We start from the raw sequence: 23459 nt of genomic DNA, 5'->3' as shown, positions 1-23459 counted from the left end.
GACGGTGCCGCAGGTCATCGCACTGGTGGGAGATCGTAACGATGCGGTGACCGCGCATCGCGCGATTCCACGCGCCCTGGTTCTCGCCGCGCAGGCCTGCGGCGTCGAGTTGGAGGCACGGTGGCTGCCGACCGACGGTATTCGTGACGACCGCGACCTGGCCGGCTATGACGGCTTCTGGTGCGTGCCCGCGAGCCCGTATCGCAGCGAGGCGGGCGCGCTGCGCGCGATTGGCCATGCGCGCGCGCAGCATCGCCCATTCCTCGGCACCTGCGGAGGCTTCCAGCACGCCGTCGTGGAGTACGCGCGCTCCGTGCTGGGCTGGGCCGACGCCGATCACGCCGAAACCTCGCCCGACGCGGCGCGCGCGGTGATCGTGCCGCTGGCCTGTTCGCTGGTCGAGGTGGCCGAGCCGGTCATTTTTTCTCCCGACACCCGCATCGCCGCCGCCTATGGCGTCGAGCGAATCGAGGAGGGCTATCACTGCCGCTACGGACTGGGTCCCGTGTTTCGCGAAGTTGCATTTGGCGATGGCGCGCTGCGAATCGGTGCGGTCGATAGCCAGGACGACATCCGTGCGATCGAGATGCGCGACCATCCGTTTTTCGTGGCGACCCTGTTCCAGCCCGAGCGCGCCGCATTGCGCGGCGAAGTGCCGCCGCTGGTTTGCGCCTTCGTGCGCGCGGTGGCCGATGGCGCCACGGCCGGACGCGAAGCGGCGTAAGCGATGCATTGTCCCTTCTGCCAGCACCAGGACACCCGCGTGATCGACTCGCGCGTGAGCGACGATGGCGCCACGATCCGGCGCCGGCGCGAGTGCGAAGCCTGCGGCGAACGGTTTTCGACGCTGGAAACCGTGGAGCTCAAGCTGCCGGCGATCATCAAGTCCGACGGCCGGCGCGAGCACTTCGATGCGCGCAAGCTGCGCCATGGCTTCGACCGGGCGCTGCACAAGCGGCCGGTGTCGGAGGAGCAGATCGAATCGGCGGTGCGCTCGGTCGTGCATCAGCTGCGCATGACCACCGAGCGCGAGCTGCCTTCGCGCCGGGTCGGCGAATTCGTGATGGCCGAACTGCGCAAGCTCGATCATGTCGCGTTCGTGCGATTCGCTTCGGTGTACCGCGCGTTCGAGGACGTGGCCGACTTCCGCGAGGAGCTCGACCGACTCGAACGCGACCTGCCCGGCGAAGGCCAGCTGCCACTGCTTGGCGCCGATGTGGTGCCCTTCGACAAGCATGCCGAGAAGGGCAAGAAGCGTTGATCCTCGCGTCGAGCGCGGCGCATTGCGCCGGACCGCTTGCTCGCGCTAACGCCATCTTCGCCGCGGAAGGGCAGCATTCATAGCTCAGCCATAACCGGAGCGCGTGTGCCGAACGCCCAGCCCCCAATCCCTGAACCGGGTTTCACCGCCACTGATCACACACTGATGGCCCACGCCCTGCGTCTGGCCGAGCGCGGCGCGTTCACCACCAAGCCCAACCCGATGGTCGGCTGCGTGATCGCGCATGGCGACGAGGTCGTCGGCGAAGGCTGGCATCAGCGCAAGGGCGGGCCGCACGCGGAGGTGCTCGCGCTGCAGCTGGCCGGCTCGCGGGCGCGTGGTGCGACCGCGTACGTGACGCTCGAACCCTGCGCCCACACCGGCAACACCGGGCCGTGCGCGGATGCGCTGGTCGCGGCCGGTGTGTCGCGCGTGGTCGCGGCGATGCGCGATCCGTTCCCGCAGGTGGACGGCGCGGGATTCGAGAAGCTGCAGACAGCCGGGATCGTGGTGCAGACCGGGCTGATGGAAGCGCAGGCCCGCGTGCTCAATCGCGGCTTCCTGTCGCGGATCGAGCAGGGACGTCCGTGGCTGCGGGTGAAGCTGGCGACCAGCATCGACGGACGCAGTGCACTGGCGTCGGGCGAATCGAAATGGATCAGCGGCGAGGCCGCGCGCGCGGACGTGCACCGCTGGCGCGCGCGCAGCGGCGCGATCCTGACCGGCTCGGGTACGGTGCTGGCGGACGATCCGCAGCTGACCGTGCGCTTCGACGACGACACCCCGTTCGTCGCGCCGGTCCGCGTGGTGCTGGACCCGGGGCTGGCCACGGTCGCCCGCGGCCGGGTACGCGAGGGCGACGCGCCGACCCTCTATCTGCATTCGGCCAACGCCAAGCCGCCGGCGGGCCTGCTCGCCGAGCATGCCGCCGTGCCCGAGCGCGGGGGACAGCTGGATCTGTCGGCCGTGCTCGGCCTGCTGGCAGGGCGCGGCATCAACGAGGTGCAGGTCGAGGCGGGGGCGACCCTGGCCGGCGCGCTGCTCGCGGCTGGTCTGGTCGACGAACTGCTGCTGTACGTGGCGCCGGTGCTGCTCGGCGACCGCGCGCGCCCGCTGTTCGACGGGCTCAGCATCGACCAGATGACCCAACGGCTGCACCTCGAGATCGTCGACACGCGCCGCATCGGCCACGACTTGCGCGTGCTGCTGCGGCCGCGGCCGGTGGCGACTTGAGTTTCAAGGACCATTTCTCCGCCGTCTCCGGCGACTACGCCCAGGCGCGGCCGGAGTATCCGCGGGCGCTGTTCGACTGGATCGCGTCGGTGGCGCCCGGGCGCACACTCGCCTGGGAAGCCGGTTGCGGTAGCGGCCAGGCCAGCCGCGACCTGGCTGCGCGTTTCGCCCAGGTCTTCGCCACCGACCCCAGCGATGCCCAGATCGCGCAGGCGCGCGCGCCGGCCAACGTACGTTTTGCGGTGGAGCCGGCCGAGCGCTGCAGCCTGGCCGATGCCAGCGCGGACGTGGCCTGCGTGGCGCAGGCCCTGCACTGGTTCGATCGCAGTGCGTTCTTCGCCGAATGCGGGCGCGTGCTGCGGCCGGGCGGCGCGCTGGTCGTCTGGGGCTACCAGGACATCGAAGTGCCGGCGCCGTTGCAGCCGGTGAACGACGCGTTTCAGGCGCTGATCCGTAGCGATTGGCCGTCAGAGCGCGCAGACGTCGACGCCGCCTATGCCGGCTATGCCTGGCCGTTCGAGCCGCTCGCCGCGCCGCCGTTCGAGCTGCAGGCGGAATGGACGCTGCCGCGGCTGCTGGCCTACTTCTCCAGCTATTCGGCCAGCAAGCGCCATCGCGAGCGCACCGGGATCGATCCGCTGACCGTGCATGCCTCCGAATGGCGTCGCGCCTGGGGTGACCCCGAGGCGACGCGGATCGTGCGCTGGCCGCTGTTCGTGCACGCGCGCCGCAAACCGTCGGCCTGAGGATCGGCCCCGCAAGCTTGGTAGAATCGCGCCACAGAACGTCTTCAGGGCGGGGTGCGATTCCCCACCGGCGGTAGGTGCGATGGCAATCCAGTTGCCCGCGCGAGCCCGCGAGCGCTGACGGGCAGCGGTCTTTCGCCCGTCAGGTCAGCAGACCCGGTCCAATGCCGGGGCCGACGGTCGGAAGCGGCAGCTTCCGGAAAGTCCGGATGAAAGAAGGCGTCGATGCGCGGCCGCATGGCTGCGTTGTCGTGCCGTGCCCTGTGGACGTTTCCCCTTTACGGAACGGGAAACGCGACATGTTCACCGGTTTGATCGAAGGCGTCGGCCGTCTGGCCGCACGCGAACCCATGGGGGGCGACGTGCGCCTGCGCGTTGAGGTCGGCAGCCTGCCGTTCGAGCAGGTGCAGCCGGGCGAAAGCATCGCCATCAATGGCGCCTGCATGACGGTGGTCGAGTTCGATGCGGCTTCCTTCGGCGTCGACGCGTCCAGCGAAACCCTGTCCCTGACGACCCTTGGCACCCTGCCGCTGGGCGCGGCCGTGAACCTGGAACGCGCGATGCGGCCCAGCGACCGGCTCGGCGGCCACCTGGTCAGCGGCCACGTCGACGGCCTGGGCCGGGTGCAGCGGATCGCCGACGACGGCCGCGCCCAGCGCTGGCGCTTCACCGCGCCCGCGTCGCTGCTCAGGTACATCGCGCGCAAGGGCTCGATCTGCGTTGACGGGGTCAGCCTGACCGTCAACGCCGTGGACGGCGAGGGTTTCGAGGTGGCGCTGATTCCGCACACCATTTCGCATACCGCGTTCGCCACCACCGCTTTGGGCGATGCAGTGAACCTGGAAGTGGACCTGGTGGCCCGTTACGTCGAGCGGCTGCTGTCCGCGGAGGTACGCGCATGAGCTTTTCCACCGTTCCGGAACTGCTGGAAGAGCTGCGCCAGGGTCGCATGGTCGTGATCGTGGACGACGAGGATCGCGAGAACGAAGGCGACCTGATCATGGCGGCCGAGCTGGTCAGGCCGTCGGACATCAATTTCATGGTCACCCACGCGCGCGGGCTGGTGTGCCTGTCGCTCACGCGCGAGCGCTGCCGCCAGCTCGGCCTGCCGCCCATGGTCCGCGACAACACCTCGTCGCACGGCACCAATTTCACGGTCAGCATCGAAGCTGCCGAGGGCGTCACCACCGGCATCAGCGCCTACGATCGCGCGCACACCATCCGTACGGCGGTCCGGCCCGATGCGAAACCGGCCGACCTGTCGCAGCCGGGCCACATCTTTCCGCTGCAGGCGCAGCCGGGCGGGGTGCTCAGCCGCGCCGGGCACACCGAAGCCGCCAGCGATCTGGCGCTGCTGGCCGGGCTGGAGCCGGCAGGCGTCCTGGTCGAGATCCTCAATCCGGACGGCAGCATGGCCCGCCGCCCGGAGCTGGAAGCCTTCGCCCACGAGCGCCATCTGCTGATGGGATCGATCGAGGACCTGATCCGGTATCGCCTGCATACCGAGCACACGATCGAGCGCATCGACGTGCGCGACATCGACACCGCGCACGGCCCGTTCCGCCTGCATACGTATCGCGACCGCATCGGCCACGGACTGCATTTCGCCCTGCTGCGCGGGCAGGCCGATGCCGCGACGCCCACCCTGGTGCGCGTGCAGCCGGTCAATCCGCTGGCCGATGCGCTGCGCTGGAGGCGCGCGGATTTCGGCCCCGATGCGGGCGATGTGCTGGCCCGGATCGCCGCCGAGGGCACGGGCGCCCTGGTCCTGCTGGCCGACGCATCCGGTCCTGAAGCCGTGCTTGCGCGTATCCGCGAGCAGTCCGAGCCGCGTTCGCGCCACGGCGCATTGCAGGAATGGCGGATGACCGGAACCGGCTCGCAGATCCTGGCCGACCTGGGCCTGGGCCGGCTGCGCGTGCTGGGAACCCCCAGGCGCCAGGTCGGCCTGGCCGGATTCGGTCTCGAGGTGGTGGAACACGTCGAACTGTAGCGCGGGTCTTGACCCGCCATCGGTGACTGGGTGAAGCCGCGGTTCGAGACCTGCGGTCCGCGCCCTCGAACGGCGGATCGAGCCCGCTCCCGGATCGAGCCCGGGGCAGGCTCTACAATGACAATCCTTTCAACGACCCCGATCTCATGCCCCATTACGAAGGCGATCTGCGCGTCACCGAAGGTGCGCGCTTCGCGATCATCGCCAGCCGCTGGAACCCGCGCATCAGCGATGCGCTGGTGGCCGGCGCACGTAAGGCCTTCGCCGACCACGGTGTCGCCGAGGGCGTGGTCGACGTGGTGCGCGTTCCCGGTGCATGGGAGATTCCGCTGGCCGCCGCGCGCGTGGCCAGGGCCGGCGGGCACGCGGCGATCGTGGCGCTGGGCTGCGTGGTCCGCGGCGACACCCGTCACTTCGAGCAGGTGGCCGACGGCTGCTCCGACGGGCTGATGCGCGTCTCGCTGGACTATCGTGTTCCGGTGGCGAACGGGGTGCTGGCGGTGGATGCCTTCGTCGACGCCGAAAAGCGCGCCGGCGGCAGCCATGGCAACAAGGGCGAAGAGGCCGCGCTGGTCGCGATCGAGATGGCGCACCTGCTGGAGCAACTGCCGTGAGCCGCCCCCGCCGCAGCGACGGCATCGATCCGGTCAAGCGTTCGCGTGCGCGCCGGCGCGCGCTGCAGGCGGTGTACGCCATGCAGCTGTCGGGGGCGGACGTGCGCGACATTGTCGGCCAGTTCGCGCACGAGCAGATCCACGAGGAAGCCGATCTGGAATATTTCGAGGATCTGGTTCGAGGCGTGGCCGCGCATCGCGCGGAACTCGACCGTTCGCTGCAGCCTTACCTGGATCGCGGCATCGAGGAAGTCGATGCGATCGAACGGGCGATGCTGCGGATCTCCGCCTACGAACTCCAACACCGCATCGACGTGCCTTACCGGGTGATCATCGACGAGGCACTGCGCACCACCAAGCGCTTCGGCTCCGAACACGGCCACACCTATGTCAACGGCGTGCTGGACAAGGCCGCGGCGGACTGGCGCGCGGTCGAAATGCAGGGCACGCGCAGCTGACGACGACTGCGCCTTGCTGTCCGGCGTCGAAGGCATCGACGCCTGGCGTTCCATTGCGCGCTGCGGCGCGTTGGAGGTCATCGTGACCGGATCCGGCCGCGGCGCGGAATTTGAGCTGATCGAACGCATCCGTGTGCGGGTATCCACACGCGCCGACGTGCTGCTCGGCATCGGCGACGATGCCGCATTGCTGCGCGTCCCCGAGGGTCACGACCTCGCGGTGGCCACCGACACGCTCAACGCCGGCGTGCATTTCCCGCACGACACCATCCCGTCCGCCATCGGCTGGAAGGCGCTGGCGGTGAACCTGTCCGACCTGGCCGCGATGGGCGCGCGCCCGGCCTGGTGCACGCTGTCGCTGTCGTTGCCGCATGCGGACGAGGCCTGGCTCGACGGCTTCGTCGATGGTTTCCTGCAGCTCGCGGCGCAGCACGGGGTGGCCCTGGTCGGCGGCGACACCACCCGCGGTCCGCTGTCGGTATGCGTGACCGCGCATGGCCTGGTGCAACACGGCGGCGGCCTGCGGCGCGACGCCGCGCGCGAAGGCGACGACATCTGGGTCACCGGCACGCTGGGCGATGCAGCAGCAGCACTGGCCCAGCTGCAGGCCGGCGGCGTTGCCGACCCGGCGCTGCGCGCGCGCCTGGACCTGCCCGAACCGCGCGTGGCCTTCGGCGTAGCGCTGGCGCCGCTCGCGCACGCCTGCATCGACGTCTCCGACGGCCTGCTCCAGGACCTGGGCCATGTGTGTCGCGCCAGCGGCGTCGGCGCCGAAGTCGATGTCGACCGCCTGCCCGCATCGCCCGCCCTGGCGGCGCGCAGCAGCGGCGATACCCTGCGCGGCGAACAGGCCTGCGGCGGCGACGACTACGAGCTGTGCTTCACCGCTCCGCCCGATGCGGCCGGGGCCATTGCCGCCGCGGCGAAAGCGACTGGGACTGCAGCGACCCGGATCGGACGGATCGTCGACACGCCGGGCGTCGCCGCCGTCCGCGCGGACGGCGGCACGTGGACGCCGCCACGCAGCGGCTACGCCCACTTCGCCTGATCGATCCACGCTGGCCGAATCGCGCGTAGGTTGCCGTTGCTGCTGGGAGCGGCATCCGCGCCGTGCGCGGGGGCCCGATGCTCGCCGAACCGAAATCCGCGTTGCTGTCGACGGCGCTCGTGGTCGGAGTCACCGGCCATCGCAGCCTGCGCCCTTCCGACATTCCGATCCTCGAACATCAGGTCCGCGATGTGTTGCGCGACTTGCAAAAGCGTTATCCGCGACTGCCGCTGGTGGTGGTCTCGCCGCTGGCGGCGGGCAGCGATCAGCTGGTGGCGCGGATCGCCCTGGAGATGCGGATCCGGGTGATCGCGCCGCTGCCGATGCCGGTGGCGCTGTATCGCGACGACTTTCCTTCCGAGGATGCTCGCGCCGAGTTCGAGCGCCAGTGCGACCAAGTGGAGGCGCACGTGCTGCCGCTCAGCCGCGGCAACAGCGTCGCCAGCATCTCGACCCCAGGATCGGCACGCGACAAGCAATACGCGGACGCCGGCACGTTCACCTCGAACCACTGCCACTTCCTGCTGGCGCTGTGGGACGGCGAACCCTCCGAGCAACTGGGGGGCACCGCGCAGATCGTGCGCTTCCACCTGCATGGGGACGTGCCTGGCCAGATCGAGCGCAGGCACGAGGGCTCCAGCCTGCTTGGGCTGGTGGACGATACCCTGGTGTGCCACATCCGCGCGCCGCGGGCGGGAAGCCACAACGCACCAGGCGCTGTTCCGACCTGGCTGACCAGCGTCGCCGATCCGGGCAGTCCCCACCTGCCGGAATCGTTCGACGACGCATGGCGCAAGCAGTCTGAATTCAACGCCGATATCGCTCGCCATCTTGCCGATGCCGCAACTTCGACGGGCGCGTCGCGGCCCGTCGGTCTTGGTGGTATATGGCCGCTGTTCGAGGCTGCGGACGGGCTTGCACGGCTGTACCAGCGGCGGGTCAACCGGGTCTTGCGGGCGACCTATCTGCTTGCGGGCCTGATGGGCGCCGCATTCTTCTCCTACACCCACGTCGCCAGCGAGGATCTGGTGATTTACGGATTCCTCGCCGTATTCCTCACCGGCATGGCGGTCACTTGGGTGGCCCGCCGCGGCGACTGGCAGCGCAAGTACCTCGATTACCGCGCGCTCGCGGAAGGCCTGCGGGTGCAAGCGTACTGGCAGTGGGCGGGGTTGACGGACGGGCCCGGCGCGACATTCGCGCATGACAACTTCCTGCAGAAGCAAGACGCCGGTTTGGAATGGATCCGCAATGTGATGCGCGGAGCCGGACTGGAGGCCGCACTGGGGTCCGCGCCGGAGCCCGAGTCGCGGATCGATGTCGTGATCGCGGATTGGATCGGGGCACCGGGGAAGGCGGGGCAGCTCCACTACTACGTCAGGGCGATAGAGCGTCGTGCGCGCCTGCACCATCGGGCCGAATTGTTCGGCCTGTGCTGCATTGTTTTAGGCGTCGGCGTCGGCGTTCTGCTTGCGCTGTTCGCACGATGGTTCGATGGCGAGCTCAAGCACAACCTGGTGGCGGTGATGGGCATCCTCTCGGTCGCCGCTGCGGTCCACGAAGCCTACATGCACAAGAAGGCCGACAAGGAGCTGATCAAGCAGTACGCGTTCATGCAGCGGATCTTCTCGGCAGCCCGGCGTCGCGTCGATGAAAGTCGCAACGTGCAGGAGAAGCGGCGGGTGCTGCGCGCGCTGGGCGAGGCGGCGCTGAGCGAGCATGCCGCGTGGACCCTGATGCACCGTGAGCGGCCGGTGCAACACTCCCGGATCTGAGTCGCCGACCGGCGTCGACCGTTCGTCGGAAGTACTGCCGTTGGCGCCGCGGCGCTGTCCCATTGCCCGGCATGCCCCCGTTACCCGTGCATACGCTCCCCCGGCGTGCCCATGCAATTCCGCGCCTTCATCAGCTACAGCCACGCCGACGCGGCCACGGCCGGTTGGCTGTTGCGCCGGCTTGAAACCTATCGGGTGCCTTCGCGACTGGTCGGAACGCCCTCGGCTCCTGCACCCATCGAACGGCGCCTGGGAAAGTTCTTCCTCGACCGCGACGAGCTGCCGAGCTCGGGCGACCTGGGCGCGACCATCCACGTGGCGCTGGCCGATGCGCAAGCGCTGATCGTGGTCTGTTCACCGGCGGCCGCCGCGTCGCGCTGGGTGAATGCCGAAATCGAGGCGTTTCGCGCCTCAGGCCGCGGCGATCGGATCTACAGTTTCGTCGTGGCGGGTGACCCCGGCAGCCGTGATGCCGCGCTTTCATGTTTCCCACCGGCCCTGCTCACCGATGCCGCGGGCGCGGTGCGCGAACCACTGGCAGCCGATGCGCGCGCAGAAGGCGACGGACGCGAACGCGCGTTCCTGAAACTGGTTGCCGGGCTGCTCGGCATTGGCTATGACGCGCTGGCGCGGCGCGAGTCGCAGCGGCGCAATCGCAAGCTGGCGATCGTCGCGGCGGCATCGCTGGCGGGCATGGCGGTCACCTCGGGCCTGGCGGCATCGGCCTATCTCGCGCGCAACGATGCCCAGCGCCGGCAGGCGCAGGCCGAAGACATCCTGGGTTTCATGCTTGGCGACCTACGCAAGAAGCTGACCACGGTCGGCCGCCTGGACCTGATGCGCGCCGTGGACGACAAGGCCACCGGCTATTTCGCCACGCTCGACCCGCGCGACATGAGCGACCGGGCACTGGAGGAGCAGGCGCGCTCGCTGACCGGGATCGGCCAGGTACGGCTGGACGAAGGCAACCACGACGCCGCCATGTCCGCGTTCCGCGAAGCGCATGCACGCAGCACCGCGTTGTACCAGCGCGCTCCGGAGAACGGACAGCGCCTGTTCGATCTGGCGCAGGCCGAGTACTGGATCGGCTTCGTGGCCCTGCAACAGGGCAGGCACGACGAAACCGGCGTGTGGTTCCGCAAGTATCGCGACAGCGCGATCAAGTTGGCGGCGACGGATCCGAACAACTTCGATTGGCAAAAAGAGATGGCCTATGGGCATCACAACCTGGCCGTACTCGATGAAAGCCGCGGGCGCTACGCCGAGGCCGAACGCGCGATGCGCAGGAAAATGGTGCTTCACCGAACCTGGTTACGGCAACGCCCACAGGATCTCCAGCTGCGGTTTGAGGCCGCTGATACCGCTTCTTGGCTTGGCAGCCTCGCATTGCGGCAAGGGCGATTGGCCGATGCCGAAAAGTTTTTCGTAGAAGCCGATCGGGACATTGCCCGTAACCAGGCCTCCGAGCCGGAGAACGCCACGTGGAAGGAATATCGGATCGACTCCTCGACCTTGCTCGCGGAGGCGCAGGCGCTTCGCGGGCGTCTGCTCGAAGCGCGCACAAGCATAGAGGCTGCGCTTCCGCTCGCGATTGCGTTGGTGCGCCACGATCCGCGCAACGCCGAATGGCAGGTGGGCTTGGGGGTGTGCCGCTGGTGGCAAGCGGTGTTATCTGCCAGTCCCTCCACGAACGACGATCAGTTGCGGATGGCCGAAGCGATCTTCGCGACCGCGCTCGCCGCCGAGCCCAAGAGCGATCGTGCGCTGCGTTGGCTCGGCAAGGCCCGCAACCTGCAGGCGCAAGCGGCGCTGGCGCGCGGCGACGTTGAGGCGGGCCGCGATCGGCTGGCGCAAGCGCATGCGGTGCTCACTCCCGCATGGCAGGTTCGTCAGACCGAGCCACTGCGTATCGTCCTGGCCCATACCCTGATATTGGACGGGGAAGCGGCGCAGCTTGCGGGCAACAACGCGACTGCGCGAGCAGCCTGGACCGATGCCGAGCGACTGCTGCGGGCCAATGCCGACGGCCCAATACCGTTTGAGCGCCTGAACACGCTGATCCGCGCGATGTATTTCCTCGGCCGCACCACCGAGGCCGCGAGGCACCGGCAACGCCTCGACACCGCCGGCTATGTCCCGCTGCAGCCTTTTCCAACGGTCACCCGGGTCGCCACGCAATGAACGGCCTCACCGCACTTTGAACCGCCGGGCCGTTGGCCCGTGTCCCGGCCGCAAGGCCATTCCCCAGCAGGAGACGACCATGCCCAGCACACCCAACATCAACCTCGACATCCGCATCGGCGGTTCCAGCGATCCCGGCTGGCACAACGTCCTGGCGTCCGACAACCAAACCACCTACGGCTATTGCTACACCGGTGGCGACGACAGCGCCGGTGGCCTGATCCAGACGGTCAACCAAGGCCGGGATACCGCACCGATCCAGCTGATCGCCGACCCGCGTTACCAGATCAGCGGCCACACGTTCAAAGACGACCCCCAGAACCAGCTCAGCTGGAGCGGCAATGGCAATCGCGCCGGCGCGATCATCGACGCCAACAACGCGGTCGAAAACGCGGAGTACAGCATCCAGGTGACCGATACCGGCAACGGCAACTGCACCATCCCATGCGACCCGCAAGTCACCAACAAGCCGCAATAAGCGTGTACAGACCGGCGCGCTGCTGATCATCGACCCGCCGGCTATCAACAAACAGCCGGCGGAGCGGATGAAGGTGATACTTGTGCGATAGGTGTCACTGTGGGAAGGGCCCGTCTCCCGGCGCTGCGCGTCACTACCGCTCACAGAAGGAGAGGGGATTGTACGCAAGGACCAGGAGAGGGCCTGACACCTGCTGGCAGGTGACGCATGCGACATGCGTCTAGCTCAGAGATCGTCAGCCCGGAACGCGTCGCGGATCCAGTGCAGCCGCGGCGCGTCGGGATCGCCATCGGCCTCGACCACGTCGAAACGGCAGGGGGTGTTGGCGTAGCGCGGATGGCCGAGCAGGAACTGCTGCGCGGCGCGCACCAGCTTGCGCCGCTTGTTCGCGTCCACCGACATGGCGCCGCCGCCGAATCCGGAATGGCGGCGGTAACGCACTTCCACGAACACCAGGGTGTCCCGATCGAACATCACCAGATCGAGTTCGCCCAGGCGGAAGTTCGCGTTCGCCGCGATCTCGCGCAAACCTGCGCGCAGCAGGTGCGCGCGGGCGGCGGCTTCGACCTGTGCGCCGCGCAGGCGGCGTTCGCTCAACCGCCGGCGCCCGTCAGTGGAATCACGGCCCCGTTGCTGAAGGTGGACCAGGCCGGGGCGCGCACGACGTTGCCGTCCGCGCCGATCCGCAGCACGCCGGTGGCGCCCTCCACGCGCGCCTCGTCGCTCAACGCGAGGTGTTCGAGATAGGCGGTCAGCAGCCACGCGTCGTAGCCGAATGCGAACAGCCTGGCGGCGGATCCGCGCGCGGTGGGCAGGGAGGCGCCGGTCACCGTGGCGCTGGGCAGGCCGCGCGTGCCGGTGACGCTCCAGGCATCGGTGGGGAAGGCGATACCGTCGAGCGCGCGGTCGTCTTCAGGCTTGCCGCTGCCGGACACCAGCTGCGAAGTCGCCACCCGCGGCTTGGCGGTCAACCCCGCCGCGGCAAGCTGCGGCGCGATCGCCCGGGCCTGCGCGCGACGCAGCGCCAGGAACACCGCATCCACGCCGCCCGCGGCCTGGGCAGCGGCCTGCAGCGCCGGGGTCATGTCGGCCGGCTTGTCGCCATACACCGGCAAGGTCTGCAGCACCGTGCCTTCCTTTTCCTGCAGGCGCTTGCCGAAGGCGGCCACGCTGCGGCGGGCGTAATCGCCGTCGCCGGCGAGGACCAGCACGCGTTTGGCGTTGCGCGCCACCAGATAGTCGGCGGCGCCGATGCCATCGTCTTCCGGCGCCAGCGAAAAGCTCGCGCTGTTGGGCGGCGGATTGGAGGGGCCACGATTGAGCGCGATCACCGGCGCGCTGGCCTGCACGCCGCGGTACACCGCATCGATCTCTTCGCGTCCCAGCGGCCCCAGCACCTGATCCGCGCCCTCGGCGACCGCACGGGCGTAGGCGGCACCCGCGCCCGCGGCCGTGCCGCTGGTGTCGTAGAACACGAGCTCCGGGCGGCGCCGATGTTCACCGTAGTAACCCGCCAGCAGCCCGTCGCGCACCGGTGCGGCGGCCGTGGCCAGGCCGCCCGACAGCGGCAGCAGCACCGCGAGTTTGATCGGCGGACGATAGCCGTCGCTTTCGGCAGGAGGGCGGGCACCCGCATCGAACTGCCAGCGTGCCGCACGCTGCTGACCCTCGGCCGGCGTGTCCTCGACCGGCCCCGTCGGCTGGCTCACGCGGACCGTGGCGCAACCGCTCACCAGCGCCAGCAACAGCGCGAGCGGAAGCAGCCGCGTCGGGAGCGTCGAACGATTCAATCTGCGCATGGCATCCGGCCGGTTTGCGGGAACGGCTAGGATTCTACCCGCGCACGACCGGAGACGAGGCATGCCCGCGGCCCCTGCAACACCGCAACATCCCGTGGGAAAGCAGGCTGCGGGAACGCCGGCCCCGGGTACGCCGGCTCCCGGAACACTCTTCGTGGTGGCAACGCCGATCGGCAACCTGGCCGATCTGTCGCCGCGCGCGCTGGACACATTGAAGAGCGTCGCGGCGATCTGCGCCGAAGACACGCGCCACACGCGCCAGCTGCTTGCGCATTTCGGGCTCGAGCGTCCGCTGCTGGCGCTGCACGAGCACAACGAAGCCGAAGTGTCCGAACGCATGGTCGCGCGCCTGCTGGCCGGCGATTCGCTCGCGCTGGTGTCCGATGCGGGCACGCCATTGGTCAGCGACCCCGGATTCCGGCTGGTGCGTGCCGCACGGGAGGCCGGCATCCGGGTCAGTCCGGTGCCCGGCGCCAGTGCCCTGGTGGCGGCGCTGTCTGTGGCCGGACTGCCCAGCGACCGCTTCGTGTTCGAGGGCTTCCTGCCGGTCAAGGCGTCCGCGCGGCGCGAGCGCCTGGCCCAGCTCGCGTCGGAAACCCGCACCCTGATCTTCTACGAGTCCGCGCACCGAATCGCGCAGACGCTTGCCGACGCGGTCGATACGTTCGGTACGCAGCGCCGCGCGGTGATCGCGCGTGAGTTGACCAAGCTGTTCGAAACCGTGCTGGACGGCCCGCTCGCCGGCCTCCGGGAGCAGGTGGAAGCCGACGCGAACCAGCGCAGGGGCGAATTCGTCCTGCTGGTGCAGGGAGCGGGGGACGAGGCCGAGGCGAAGTTGATCGAGGGCCGGCGTCTGTATTCGAAACTGTGCGAACACCTGCCGCCTTCCGCGGCCGCCAAGCTCGCGGCCGACCTCAGCGGTGCGCCGAGGAAGGCCCTGTACGGGCATGGCGGCTGACGCGATCGATCCGATGCGATATCTGGCGAGAAATGTGAATCCGTTCGCGCATCCGTCCGCGCCGGGCCGTGACGCAGCCGCCCAAGGCGCAGTTCGAAACGCCGGCGCTCCGCGCATTGCCTTCGCCGGCGCGGCTGCGCCCGGCCACGAATCTTTCACGCAATGGTAGCGACTGAATTGGTACGACTAGCCGTTGGGCGAAACGTAATTCGCACTCGGGCCGGCATGTCGTGCGCCAACAGGCTATGCGGTTGCTGTCGTTTCGTTTTGCGACGCCAACCAGACCGGTCATTGCAGGGTTTCTCGTCGAATGCGCCGGTCCTGGGCCGGGAAAGGATAGGGCGGACATGCAGGAACACGACGGTTTCAGGATGACCCGGCGCGAGGTGCTTCTTGCCGGCGCCACCACCGTCGCTGCGGGAGTCGCGCCAAGCGCGTCCGCCGCCGCGAGCAAAGCCTCTACCGTTCCGGACGCCAAGGCCCCCGTCAGGGCCAAGGTGGCCTTCACCGTCAACGGCAAGGCGCAGGCGCTCGAACTCGACACACGCACGACCCTGCTCGACGCGCTGCGCGAGCACCTGCAGCTGACCGGAACCAAGAAGGGTTGCGACCACGGCCAGTGCGGCGCCTGCACAGTCATCGCCGGTGGCCGCCGCATCAACGCCTGCCTGAGTCTGGCGGTGATGCACGAAGGCGACACGATCACCACCATCGAGGGACTGGGCACGCCGGACGATCTGCATCCGATGCAGCGCGCCTTCGTCAAGCACGACGGCTACCAGTGCGGCTACTGCACGCCCGGGCAGATCTGTTCGGCGGTGGCGGTGCTGGACGAGATCAAGGCCGGCATTCCCAGCCACGCCAGCGCCAACCTGCGTGCGCGGCCGCGCGTCACGGACGAGGAGATCCGCGAGCGGATGAGCGGCAACATCTGCCGCTGCGGCGCGTACTCCAACATTGTCGATGCGATCGCCGAGGTCGCCGGGAGGCGCGGATGAAGGCCTTCAGCTACGAGCGCGTGCGCACGCCGGCCGAGGCGGTCGCGGCCGCGACGCGCACGCCCGGCGCGCGCTTCATCGCCGGCGGCACCAACCTGCTCGACCTGATGAAGCTGGAAATCGAGACGCCGGCGCACCTGGTCGACGTCAATGGCCTCGGGCTCGACCGGATCGAAGCCACCGATGCCGGTGGCCTGCGCATCGGTGCGCTGGTGCGCAACACCGACCTGGCCGCGGACCGGCGCGTGCGTCGCGACTATGCCGTGCTGTCGCGGGCGTTGCTGGCGGGCGCTTCGGGCCAGCTGCGCAACAAGGCCACCACCGCCGGCAATCTGCTGCAGCGCACCCGCTGCCCGTACTTCTATGACACCAACCAGCCCTGCAACAAACGCCTGCCCGGCAGTGGCTGCGCGGCGCTCGAAGGTTTCAGCCGCCAGCACGCCGTGATGGGTACCAGCGACGCCTGCATCGCGACCCATCCCAGCGACATGGCGGTGGCCATGCGCGTGCTTGATGCGACGGTGGAAACCGTTGCGTCGAACGGCGCCACGCGCAGGATTCCCATCGCCGATTTCCATCGCCTGCCGGGATCGACGCCGCAGGTCGAGACCGACCTGCAACCGGGCGAACTGATCACGGCCGTCACCCTGCCCAAGCCGCTCGGCGGCAAGCACATTTACCGCAAGGTGCGCGACCGTGCCTCGTATGCCTTCGCGCTGGTTTCGGTCGCGGCCGTGGTCCAGCGCGACGGCAGCGGACGCGTGGCTGTTGGCGGCATTGCGCACAAGCCATGGCGCGTCGAGGCGGCCGAGGCGGAGCTTCCGCGCGGGTCCAAGGCTGTCGCCGCGCGCCTGCTCGAAGGCGCCAGAACGACGCCCCAGAACGCCTTCAAGCTGCCGCTGGTCGAGCGCACCATCGCCGCGGTGTTGATGGATGCGCAGACATGAAGTTCGATACCCCCGCCACCACCAATCCCATCGACCAGCTCAAGGTCGTCGGCAAGCCGACCGACCGGATCGACGGTCCATTGAAGACCACCGGCGCCGCGCCGTATGCCTACGAGCGGCATGACGTGGTTCCGAACCAGGCCTACGGTTATGTCGTGGGCGCGGCGATCGCCAAGGGCCGGATCTCCTCGCTCGACGACAGCGCCGCGCGCGCCGCGCCGGGCGTCCTGGCCGTGGTCACCGCCAGGAATGCGGGCAAACTCACCAAGGGCAATTTCAACACCGCCAGGCTGCTCGGCGGACCCGATATCGAGCATTACCACCAGGCGATTGCCCTGGTCGTGGCCGAGACCTTCGAGCAGGCACGCGCGGCCGCGCAGCTGTTGCGCGTCGACTACGCGCGAAGCAAGGGGAAGTACGACCTGGCAAAGGCCAAAGGTTCTGCGGTTGAGCCCAAGAGCGACCCGGACAGCAAGGCCGGCGATTTCGCCGCAGCATTTGCATCGGCTCCCGTGCAATTCGACCAGACCTACACCACGCCAGACCAGTCGCACGCGATGATGGAGCCGCACGCTTCGATCGCGGCCTGGGAAGGCGACAAGCTGACCGTCTGGACCGCCAACCAGATGATCAACTGGGGCGTGCAGGACATGGCACGGACGCTGGGAATCCCGAAGGAAAACGTGCGCTTGGTGTCGCCCTACATCGGCGGCGGGTTCGGCGGCAAGCTCTTCCTGCGCGCGGACGCGGTGCTGGCCGCGCTGGGCGCCAGGGCGGCGAAGAGGCCGGTCAAGGTGGCGCTGACGCGCCCGCTCATGTTCAACAACACGACGCATCGCCCGGCCACGATCCAGCGCATCCGCATTGGCACCCAGCCCGACGGCACGATCACCGCGATCGGCCACGAGAGCTGGTCGGGAGACCTGCCCGGCGGCGGCCCAGAAGCCGCCACGCAACAGACCAAGCTGCTGTATGCCGGCGCCAACCGCATGACCGCGCTGCGGCTGGCCGCGCTCGATCTGCCCGAGGGCAATGCGATGCGCGCACCGGGCGAGGCGCCTGGCCTGATGGCGCTGGAAGTGGCGATGGACGAAGTGGCGGAGAAGCTGGGCATCGATCCGGTGGAATTCCGGATCCGCAACGACACCCAGGTGGACCCGGAGAAGCCCGAGCGTCCGTTCTCGCAGCGCCAGCTGGTGGAATGCCTGCGCACCGGTGCCGATCGCTTTGGCTGGGCCAAGCGTCCGGCAACACCTGGACAGACTCGCGACGGACGCTGGCTTGTGGGCATGGGTGTCGCCTCGGCCTTCCGCAACAATCTCGTCATGAAGTCGGGCGCACGCGTGCGCCTGGATCCGCGCGGCACGGTCACGGTGGAAACCGACATGACCGACATCGGCACCGGCACCTACACCATCATCGGCCAGACCGCGGCGGAAATGCTCGGCGTGCCACTGGAGAACGTGGTCGTGCGCCTGGGCGATTCTTCGTTTCCCGTGTCGGCCGGTTCCGGCGGCCAGTGGGGTGCCAACAGTTCCACCGCCGGCGTGTATGCCGCGTGCGTCAAGCTGCGCGAAGCGGTCGCGCAGAAGCTGGGCCTGGATCCGGCCGCGGCGCAATTCGCCGATGGCACGGTCAGTGCCGGCGGCCGCAGCATGCCTCTGGGCCAGGCTGCCAAGGACGGCGAAATCGTGGCGGAGGACACGATCGAGTTCGGCGATCTTGCAAGGAAGTTCCAGCAATCCACGTTCGGCGCGCATTTCGTCGAAGTCGGCGTGGACCGCGCCACGGCCGAGATCCGCATCCGCCGCATGCTGGCCGTCTGCGCCGCGGGCCGCATCCTCAACCCGAAGTCCGCTCGCAGCCAGGTGATCGGCGCGATGACCATGGGCGCGGGTGCGGCGTTGATGGAGGAACTGGCGATCGACAAGCGCCTGGGCTTCTTCGTAAATCACGATCTCGCCGGTTACGAGGTTCCCGTGCATGCCGACATCCCGCATCAGGAGGTCGTGTTCCTTGACGAAACCGATCCGATGTCTTCGCCGATGAAAGCCAAGGGCGTAGGCGAACTGGGGATCTGTGGCGTGGCCGCGGCCATCGCCAATGCCGTCTACAACGCGACCGGAGTACGCGTGCGCGAGTATCCGGTGACGCTCGACAAGCTGATCGACAAATTGCCCGCGGTCGCGTGAGCGTCATCCGGATGGCTTGCATGGAACAGGATCTACCTGCGGCATGTGAACCGGCCGCGACACTGGCAGGGCACGCGGTGACAGATATCGGCGCTCGCGGGTTCCAGGGCGGCTCGGCCGCTGCCTTCCTCGCCGCCGGCAACCCACGTGCGGTGCTGCAGGCGGCGGCAATGCTCGCACGCCAGGATGCCCCCGCAGCGCTCGCTCTGGTCCTGGAGACCGAAGGCTCGACCTATGTCCGCGCCGGTGCGATGGCGTTGTTCGCCCAGACCGTGCAGGTCGGATGGTTGAGCGGCGGCTGCCTCGAACCGGAACTGGCGCGTCGCGCAATGCAGGCCGATGCAAGCGAGTGCATCGAGTGGATCGACGTCGACACGCGCGAAGACGAGGCGTTGTTTTCCGGGTCGGCCATGGGATGCAGGGGACGGTTGCGCATCGCGCTGCTGCCCGTGCGCGCACTGCGCGGGGTCGAGGCGTTGTTCGAGGCATGGATCGACGGCGGAACGACGCTCCAGCGCTCGCTGGCGTCGAACGGCTTGGTGCAGATGGAAGCGAACGGCATCAGCCGCGCATGGCAGGTCCCGGCGGGCAGCCCAGGCTGGGCACGCGGTACGCAGCATTGGCAGCTGCCACTGCCGAGGCCGCCGGAAGTGCTCATGCTGGGTGCCGGGCCAGAAACGCATGCGTTGCTGGGACTGCTGCACGACCTGGGCTGGCGGACCAGCCTGGTGGAGCATCGGCCTCGCTGGCTTGCCTGCGGCGATCGCGCGGACGCACGGTTCGACACGCTGCCGGACGACGTGCTGCGTGCGGGCCGCACATTCGATGCGGCGCTGGTGATGCACCACAGTTTCGAGCTGGATCGGGACGCGCTGGAGGCCCTGGCGGCCACCTCCATTTCTTTCGTGGGCCTGCTCGGCCCGCCGCGCCGGCGCGACGACCTGTTCAAGCTGCTGACGCCCGCGCAGCGCGACGCGTTGTCCGCACGCCTGCGCTCGCCGGTCGGACTCGACCTGGGAGGAGAAGGGGCCGAAGCGATCGCGCTGAGCATCGCCGCGCAGTTGCAGGACTGGCGCGCCAACGCCGGCAGAACGTGAAGTCCACGCATCTGGCCATCGTGCTGGCGGCTGGCGGCAGCACGCGCCTCGGCCGGCCCAAGCAATTGCTCACGCGCGCAGGCGAAACCCTGGTGCATCGCGCTGCCCGGCTCGCCTCGGAAATGTCACCGGAGCGGTTGCTGGTCGTGGTCGGCGCCGAACGCGATGGGATAGAGCGTTCGCTGCACAATATTCCCTGCGAGTTCATCGACAACCCGCAGTGGCGCGAAGGGCTTGGCACCAGTCTGCATGCCGCAGGGCAGGCAATCGTGGCCCGTCTTGAAGCGCCGGTGCTCATCCTGGGATGCGACCAACCGGCACTCGAGCTGCGGCATCTGCAGGCGCTGCTGGTCGGTGCGCAGACCGCGCCCTCGCGCTGCGCCGCCACCGTGCATGGCGAGCGTTTTGGGGTTCCGGCCGTTGTGCCGTTCGACTGGTTCGCACATCCGGACGAGCTGACCGGCGACCGCGGCTTCGGCGCTCGACTGAGCCTGCTCGGACCCGAGGCCATCTGCGCCCTGCAGGCCCCCGAGCTCGGGCTGGATATCGATACGGTGGACGACCTGCGCGAAGCGGCTTCCAGGCAGTGGCTAGATCCATTGCCCGGATAACTGCGCCATGTCCGGCGGCGCCGGCTTTCGGACCTTCATCAGGTTGAACGGGCGCTCCCGCCGAAATCCGCCCTGCGCATGCGTGCGAGGCCTGCATGCGACAATACGTGCGGCGGAGCCGGCCAGACAGTCGCGTCATCGGCCCACTACGGTGGGTGCGGATGCCGAGGAAAGTCCGGGCTCCACAGGGCACGGTGCCAGGTAACGCCTGGGCGGCGCGAGCCGACGGAAAGTGCAACAGAAAGATACCGCCAGCGGTCCTTCGGGATGCGGGCAAGGGTGAAATGGTGCGGTAAGAGCGCACCGCGAGCCTGGCAACAGGCCGGCACGGCAAACCCCACCGGGAGCAAGACCAAATAGGGACCTCATGACGTTGCCCGCGTCGGGTCCGGGTAGGTTGCTCGAGCGTAGCGGTGACGCTGCGCCTAGAGGAATGACTGTCCACGACAGAACCCGGCTTATCGGCCGGCTCCGCCCCTTCGATTCCCGCGCCCTCGGGAGCTTGGCCTGAGGGACCTCATGACGTTGCCCGCGTCGGGTCCGGGTAGGTTGCTCGAGCGTAGCGGTGACGCTGCGCCTAGAGGAATGACTGTCCACGACAGAACCCGGCTTATCGGCCGGCTCCGCCACCCCGCTTCATTGCGCGATGCGCAATGAAGCCCCAAGGTTTGCTGCGCAAACCTTGGGCCCCGGGCGATCGCTTCCGATCCCCGCGGCTTCGCCGCGCCCCCTTACCAAGGGGGCTTGGTTCAGACGGGCGCTCTTGCAGCTCGCCGCAGCTTCGCCTCACGTCCCCGAGCTGTATCCAGGAACCCCAAAGTTCGCTGTGCGAACGTGGGGCGCCGCTGCGCCCCCAATCCCCGCGGCTTCGCCGCCCCCTACCCAAGGGGCTTGGCTTCGTGCGGCAGTTTTGCGGGTCACGCGCTCTGGCAGCTTGCCGCTTACGGCGGAAAGTTTTTGATGGGACGCCGGGCCTGTCGGCAGTGGACGCTCGATCGGAGCAGATTGCGCGCAATCATAGTCCAGACCTTGGATTTGTTGCTTCAACGCAACAATAGAGAGAGTGCTGCGCCGCAACACCGTTCCGCGGGCTCGATCGCGACTGTCTCACTCATTGTGAGAATAAGCCGAATCTCAAAATTTGAGACGAATCAGAAGGTTGTGGATAAAGCTTGAACAGTTCTCTCAAGTTCTTCGCAAGTCATTGACCTGCCTAGTGAATTCCGTCACTGAAACTTGTTGACAACCCCTCTGGTCACTCCTAAGGTGGCAACTCGTGGGGAAACCGGGGAAACCGTGGTTTTCCGAGGCACAGAAGCCCGCCGGGAAGAGGGGCGCCGAGGGCAGGATGTTCCAGGGCGAGACCGCCATCACTATCGACGACAAGGGCCGGCTGGCCATCCCGACCAGCTACCGGGACCTTGTCGCGCGCGAGTGCGGCAACCGCCTGGTCATCACCTACAACCCGTTCGAGGCGGGCTGCCTGTACCTGTACCCCGAGCACGAATGGCAGCGGGTCCGGGACGACGTCAACAAGCTGTCCACAACCGTGCGCGCCCACCGCCAGCTGCAGTTCAAGCTGGTCGGCGCCGCGCAGCCGGTGGAACTGGACAGCAGCGCGCGTATCGGCATACCCGCCAGCCATCGCAGTGCCATCGGCATCGACAAGAAGGCCGTGCTGCTGGGCATGGGCAGGCGGTTCGAGCTGTGGAGCGAGCAGGCGCATCACGCCCAGATCGGACAGGTGCTGTCCGACGAGGACCTGAGCGCGCCGATGCTCGAGTTGCGGTTGTGACGGGCGGTGGCGCGGATGCCGTATCCGCCCACCTGCCGGTCCTGCACTTGCCCGTGATGTTTGCGCAGGTCATGGAAGGGCTGCGGATCAAGGCGGATGGAACGTACCTGGACGGCACGTTCGGGCGCGGTGGGCATGCGCGCGGCGTGCTGTCGCGATTGGGCCCCGGAGGCCGGTTGCTGCTGATGGACAAGGATCCCGAAGCGATCGTCGAGGCCGAGCGCCAGTTCGGCGGCGATGGGCGGGTTGCGATCCGTCGCGGCAGCTTCGCCGACCTGTCGTACTGGGATGAAGCGCGCGCCGGGCTGGATGGCGTGCTGTTCGACCTTGGAGTCTCCTCGCCACAGCTGGATGTCGCCGAGCGTGGTTTCTCGTTCGGCAAGGATGGCCCGCTGGACATGCGCATGGATCCGGACAGCGGCGAAAGCGCGGCCGAATGGCTGGCGCGCGCATCCGAATCCGAGATCGCCGACGTGCTCTATACCTACGGCGAGGAGCGGCAGTCGCGCCGGATCGCGCGTGCGATCGTCGCGCGCCGGGCGCAGCAGCCGATCACGCGCACCGCGGAGCTGGCGGAACTGATCGCTTCGGTGATGCCGCGCGGAGCGGGCGCGTCCGATAAGAGCCGAATCCACCCGGCGACCCGCTCGTTCCAGGCGATCCGCATCCACGTCAACCGCGAACTGGCCGACCTGGAAAGCGGCCTCGACGCGGCGTTGTCCGCGCTGAAGCCGGCCGGGCGCCTGGCGGTGATCAGCTTCCATTCGCTGGAGGATCGCATCGTCAAGCGCTTCATCGCGCGCCATGCCAAGGCGCCCGCGGCCAACCGCAGGCTGCCCGAAGCGCAGCCCTTCGTGCCCACGCTTGCGGCAATCGGCGATGCGCAGAAGGCCGGCGTGGACGAGACCGCCGCCAATCCGCGCGCGCGCAGCGCCGTGCTGCGGGTGGCGGAGAAACTGGGGGGCGTGGCATGACCCTGCGCGTGCTCGTCATCCTGCTGGCCATGGCCAACGTCATCAGCGCGATCGGCGTGGTCCATGCGCGCCACCGCCACCGCCAGCTGTTTGTCGATCTGACCAAGCTGGAGAAGGCGCGCGACGAATTGAATATCGAATTCGGCCGCCTGCAGTTGGAGCAGGCGACCTGGGCCGAGAGCAACCGCATCGACCAGATCGCGCGTAGCCGGCTGGGAATGAAATTCCCGGAAACCGGCGACATCGTGGTGGTGCGTCCATGAAGCGCCCGCCCCCGGACAAAGGCATGCGGGACAAAGGC

At 68.5% G+C, this 23459-nt stretch carries 23 protein-coding genes, 1 other RNA gene and 1 riboswitch; of the genes, 22 read left to right on the top strand and 2 right to left on the bottom strand.

The window, feature by feature from the left end; all coding sequences use genetic code 11:
• The first annotated feature begins 4 nt into the window (after nt 1-4).
• From MC380_RS15490 to MC380_RS15435, 12 genes are all read left to right on the top strand, one after another.
• Nucleotides 5-724, top strand: a complete 720-nt coding sequence (locus MC380_RS15490) for a CTP synthase (RefSeq protein WP_242165795.1) — start codon at nt 5-7, stop codon at nt 722-724.
• A gap of 3 nt (nt 725-727) precedes the next feature.
• Entirely contained in the window at nt 728-1261 is a 534-nt protein-coding gene (nrdR, locus tag MC380_RS15485; RefSeq protein WP_242102756.1) for a transcriptional regulator NrdR, read from the top strand.
• Nucleotides 1262-1387: 126 nt separating this feature from the next.
• Entirely contained in the window at nt 1388-2494 is a 1107-nt protein-coding gene (gene ribD / locus MC380_RS15480) for a bifunctional diaminohydroxyphosphoribosylaminopyrimidine deaminase/5-amino-6-(5-phosphoribosylamino)uracil reductase RibD (RefSeq protein ID WP_343223599.1), read from the top strand.
• Nucleotides 2491-3240 carry a class I SAM-dependent methyltransferase gene (locus MC380_RS15475; RefSeq protein ID WP_242102758.1) on the top strand — a complete coding sequence of 250 codons (750 nt, stop codon included), beginning with the start codon at nt 2491-2493 and terminating at the stop codon, nt 3238-3240. Before ribD ends, MC380_RS15475 begins: the two co-directional genes overlap by 4 nt.
• A gap of 36 nt (nt 3241-3276) precedes the next feature.
• Nucleotides 3277-3465, top strand: a riboswitch (FMN riboswitch).
• 74 nt (nt 3466-3539) lie between these two features.
• Complete coding sequence (locus tag MC380_RS15470; RefSeq protein WP_242102759.1) at nt 3540-4142, top strand: riboflavin synthase; 603 nt, start codon at nt 3540-3542, stop codon at nt 4140-4142.
• Nucleotides 4139-5233: a 3,4-dihydroxy-2-butanone-4-phosphate synthase gene (gene ribB / locus MC380_RS15465; RefSeq protein ID WP_242102760.1), complete on the top strand. Its 1095-nt coding sequence runs from the start codon at nt 4139-4141 to the stop codon at nt 5231-5233. Before MC380_RS15470 ends, ribB begins: the two co-directional genes overlap by 4 nt.
• Before the next feature lie 146 nt (nt 5234-5379).
• Complete coding sequence (ribH, locus tag MC380_RS15460; protein WP_242102761.1) at nt 5380-5847, top strand: 6,7-dimethyl-8-ribityllumazine synthase; 468 nt, start codon at nt 5380-5382, stop codon at nt 5845-5847.
• Entirely contained in the window at nt 5844-6305 is a 462-nt protein-coding gene (gene nusB, locus MC380_RS15455; protein WP_242102762.1) for a transcription antitermination factor NusB, read from the top strand. The genes ribH and nusB overlap by 4 nt, the downstream gene beginning before the upstream one ends.
• Nucleotides 6306-6387: 82 nt before the next feature.
• On the top strand, nt 6388-7353 hold the full coding sequence (gene thiL, locus MC380_RS15450) for a thiamine-phosphate kinase (RefSeq protein WP_242165792.1): 966 nt from the start codon (nt 6388-6390) through the stop codon (nt 7351-7353).
• 77 nt (nt 7354-7430) lie between these two features.
• Nucleotides 7431-9128: a hypothetical protein gene (locus tag MC380_RS15445; protein WP_242102764.1), complete on the top strand. Its 1698-nt coding sequence runs from the start codon at nt 7431-7433 to the stop codon at nt 9126-9128.
• Nucleotides 9129-9239: 111 nt separating this feature from the next.
• Nucleotides 9240-11309 carry a toll/interleukin-1 receptor domain-containing protein gene (locus tag MC380_RS15440; protein WP_242165790.1) on the top strand — a complete coding sequence of 690 codons (2070 nt, stop codon included), beginning with the start codon at nt 9240-9242 and terminating at the stop codon, nt 11307-11309.
• 79 nt (nt 11310-11388) lie between these two features.
• On the top strand, nt 11389-11787 hold the full coding sequence (locus MC380_RS15435; protein ID WP_242102766.1) for a hypothetical protein: 399 nt from the start codon (nt 11389-11391) through the stop codon (nt 11785-11787).
• Nucleotides 11788-12012: 225 nt separating this feature from the next.
• On the opposite strand, the gene MC380_RS15430 is transcribed toward MC380_RS15435, so the two are convergent.
• Nucleotides 12013-12384: a YraN family protein gene (locus MC380_RS15430; RefSeq protein WP_242102767.1), complete on the bottom strand. Its 372-nt coding sequence runs from the start codon at nt 12382-12384 to the stop codon at nt 12013-12015.
• Nucleotides 12381-13586, bottom strand: coding sequence for a penicillin-binding protein activator (locus tag MC380_RS15425; RefSeq protein ID WP_242102768.1), 1206 nt, complete (start codon nt 13584-13586; stop codon nt 12381-12383). The genes MC380_RS15430 and MC380_RS15425 overlap by 4 nt, the downstream gene beginning before the upstream one ends.
• Nucleotides 13587-13740: 154 nt before the next feature.
• On the opposite strand from MC380_RS15425, the gene rsmI reads away from it, so the two are divergent.
• The 10 genes from rsmI to ftsL all read left to right on the top strand — a co-directional run bounded on the left by rsmI (nt 13741) and on the right by ftsL (nt 23421).
• Nucleotides 13741-14544, top strand: a complete 804-nt coding sequence (gene rsmI / locus MC380_RS15420; protein WP_242165789.1) for a 16S rRNA (cytidine(1402)-2'-O)-methyltransferase — start codon at nt 13741-13743, stop codon at nt 14542-14544.
• A 347-nt stretch (nt 14545-14891) separates the two neighbouring features.
• Nucleotides 14892-15542: an aldehyde dehydrogenase iron-sulfur subunit PaoA gene (paoA, locus tag MC380_RS15415; protein ID WP_242102770.1), complete on the top strand. Its 651-nt coding sequence runs from the start codon at nt 14892-14894 to the stop codon at nt 15540-15542.
• Nucleotides 15539-16489, top strand: coding sequence for a xanthine dehydrogenase family protein subunit M (locus MC380_RS15410; protein ID WP_242165787.1), 951 nt, complete (start codon nt 15539-15541; stop codon nt 16487-16489). Before paoA ends, MC380_RS15410 begins: the two co-directional genes overlap by 4 nt.
• Nucleotides 16486-18681 carry an aldehyde oxidoreductase molybdenum-binding subunit PaoC gene (gene paoC / locus MC380_RS15405; RefSeq protein WP_242102772.1) on the top strand — a complete coding sequence of 732 codons (2196 nt, stop codon included), beginning with the start codon at nt 16486-16488 and terminating at the stop codon, nt 18679-18681. The genes MC380_RS15410 and paoC overlap by 4 nt, the downstream gene beginning before the upstream one ends.
• Nucleotides 18682-18701: 20 nt before the next feature.
• On the top strand, nt 18702-19778 hold the full coding sequence (locus MC380_RS15400; protein ID WP_242165785.1) for an XdhC/CoxI family protein: 1077 nt from the start codon (nt 18702-18704) through the stop codon (nt 19776-19778).
• Nucleotides 19775-20389, top strand: a complete 615-nt coding sequence (locus MC380_RS15395; protein WP_242165783.1) for a nucleotidyltransferase family protein — start codon at nt 19775-19777, stop codon at nt 20387-20389. The genes MC380_RS15400 and MC380_RS15395 overlap by 4 nt, the downstream gene beginning before the upstream one ends.
• A 114-nt stretch (nt 20390-20503) precedes the next feature.
• Nucleotides 20504-20866, top strand: an RNA gene (rnpB, locus tag MC380_RS15390) — RNase P RNA component class A.
• An 871-nt stretch (nt 20867-21737) separates the two neighbouring features.
• On the top strand, nt 21738-22184 hold the full coding sequence (gene mraZ / locus MC380_RS15385) for a division/cell wall cluster transcriptional repressor MraZ (RefSeq protein ID WP_242102775.1): 447 nt from the start codon (nt 21738-21740) through the stop codon (nt 22182-22184).
• Nucleotides 22185-22225: 41 nt separating this feature from the next.
• Complete coding sequence (gene rsmH / locus MC380_RS15380) at nt 22226-23158, top strand: 16S rRNA (cytosine(1402)-N(4))-methyltransferase RsmH (protein ID WP_343223598.1); 933 nt, start codon at nt 22226-22228, stop codon at nt 23156-23158.
• Complete coding sequence (gene ftsL, locus MC380_RS15375) at nt 23155-23421, top strand: cell division protein FtsL (protein WP_242102776.1); 267 nt, start codon at nt 23155-23157, stop codon at nt 23419-23421. Before rsmH ends, ftsL begins: the two co-directional genes overlap by 4 nt.
• The last annotated feature ends 38 nt before the right edge of the window (nt 23422-23459 follow it).

This window comes from Lysobacter sp. M15 (assembly GCF_022662515.1).
GTDB lineage: Bacteria > Pseudomonadota > Gammaproteobacteria > Xanthomonadales > Xanthomonadaceae > JAKPBU01.
The sequence above is the reverse complement of the archived record's forward strand: the minus strand, read 5'-3'. Positions and strand labels throughout refer to the sequence as shown.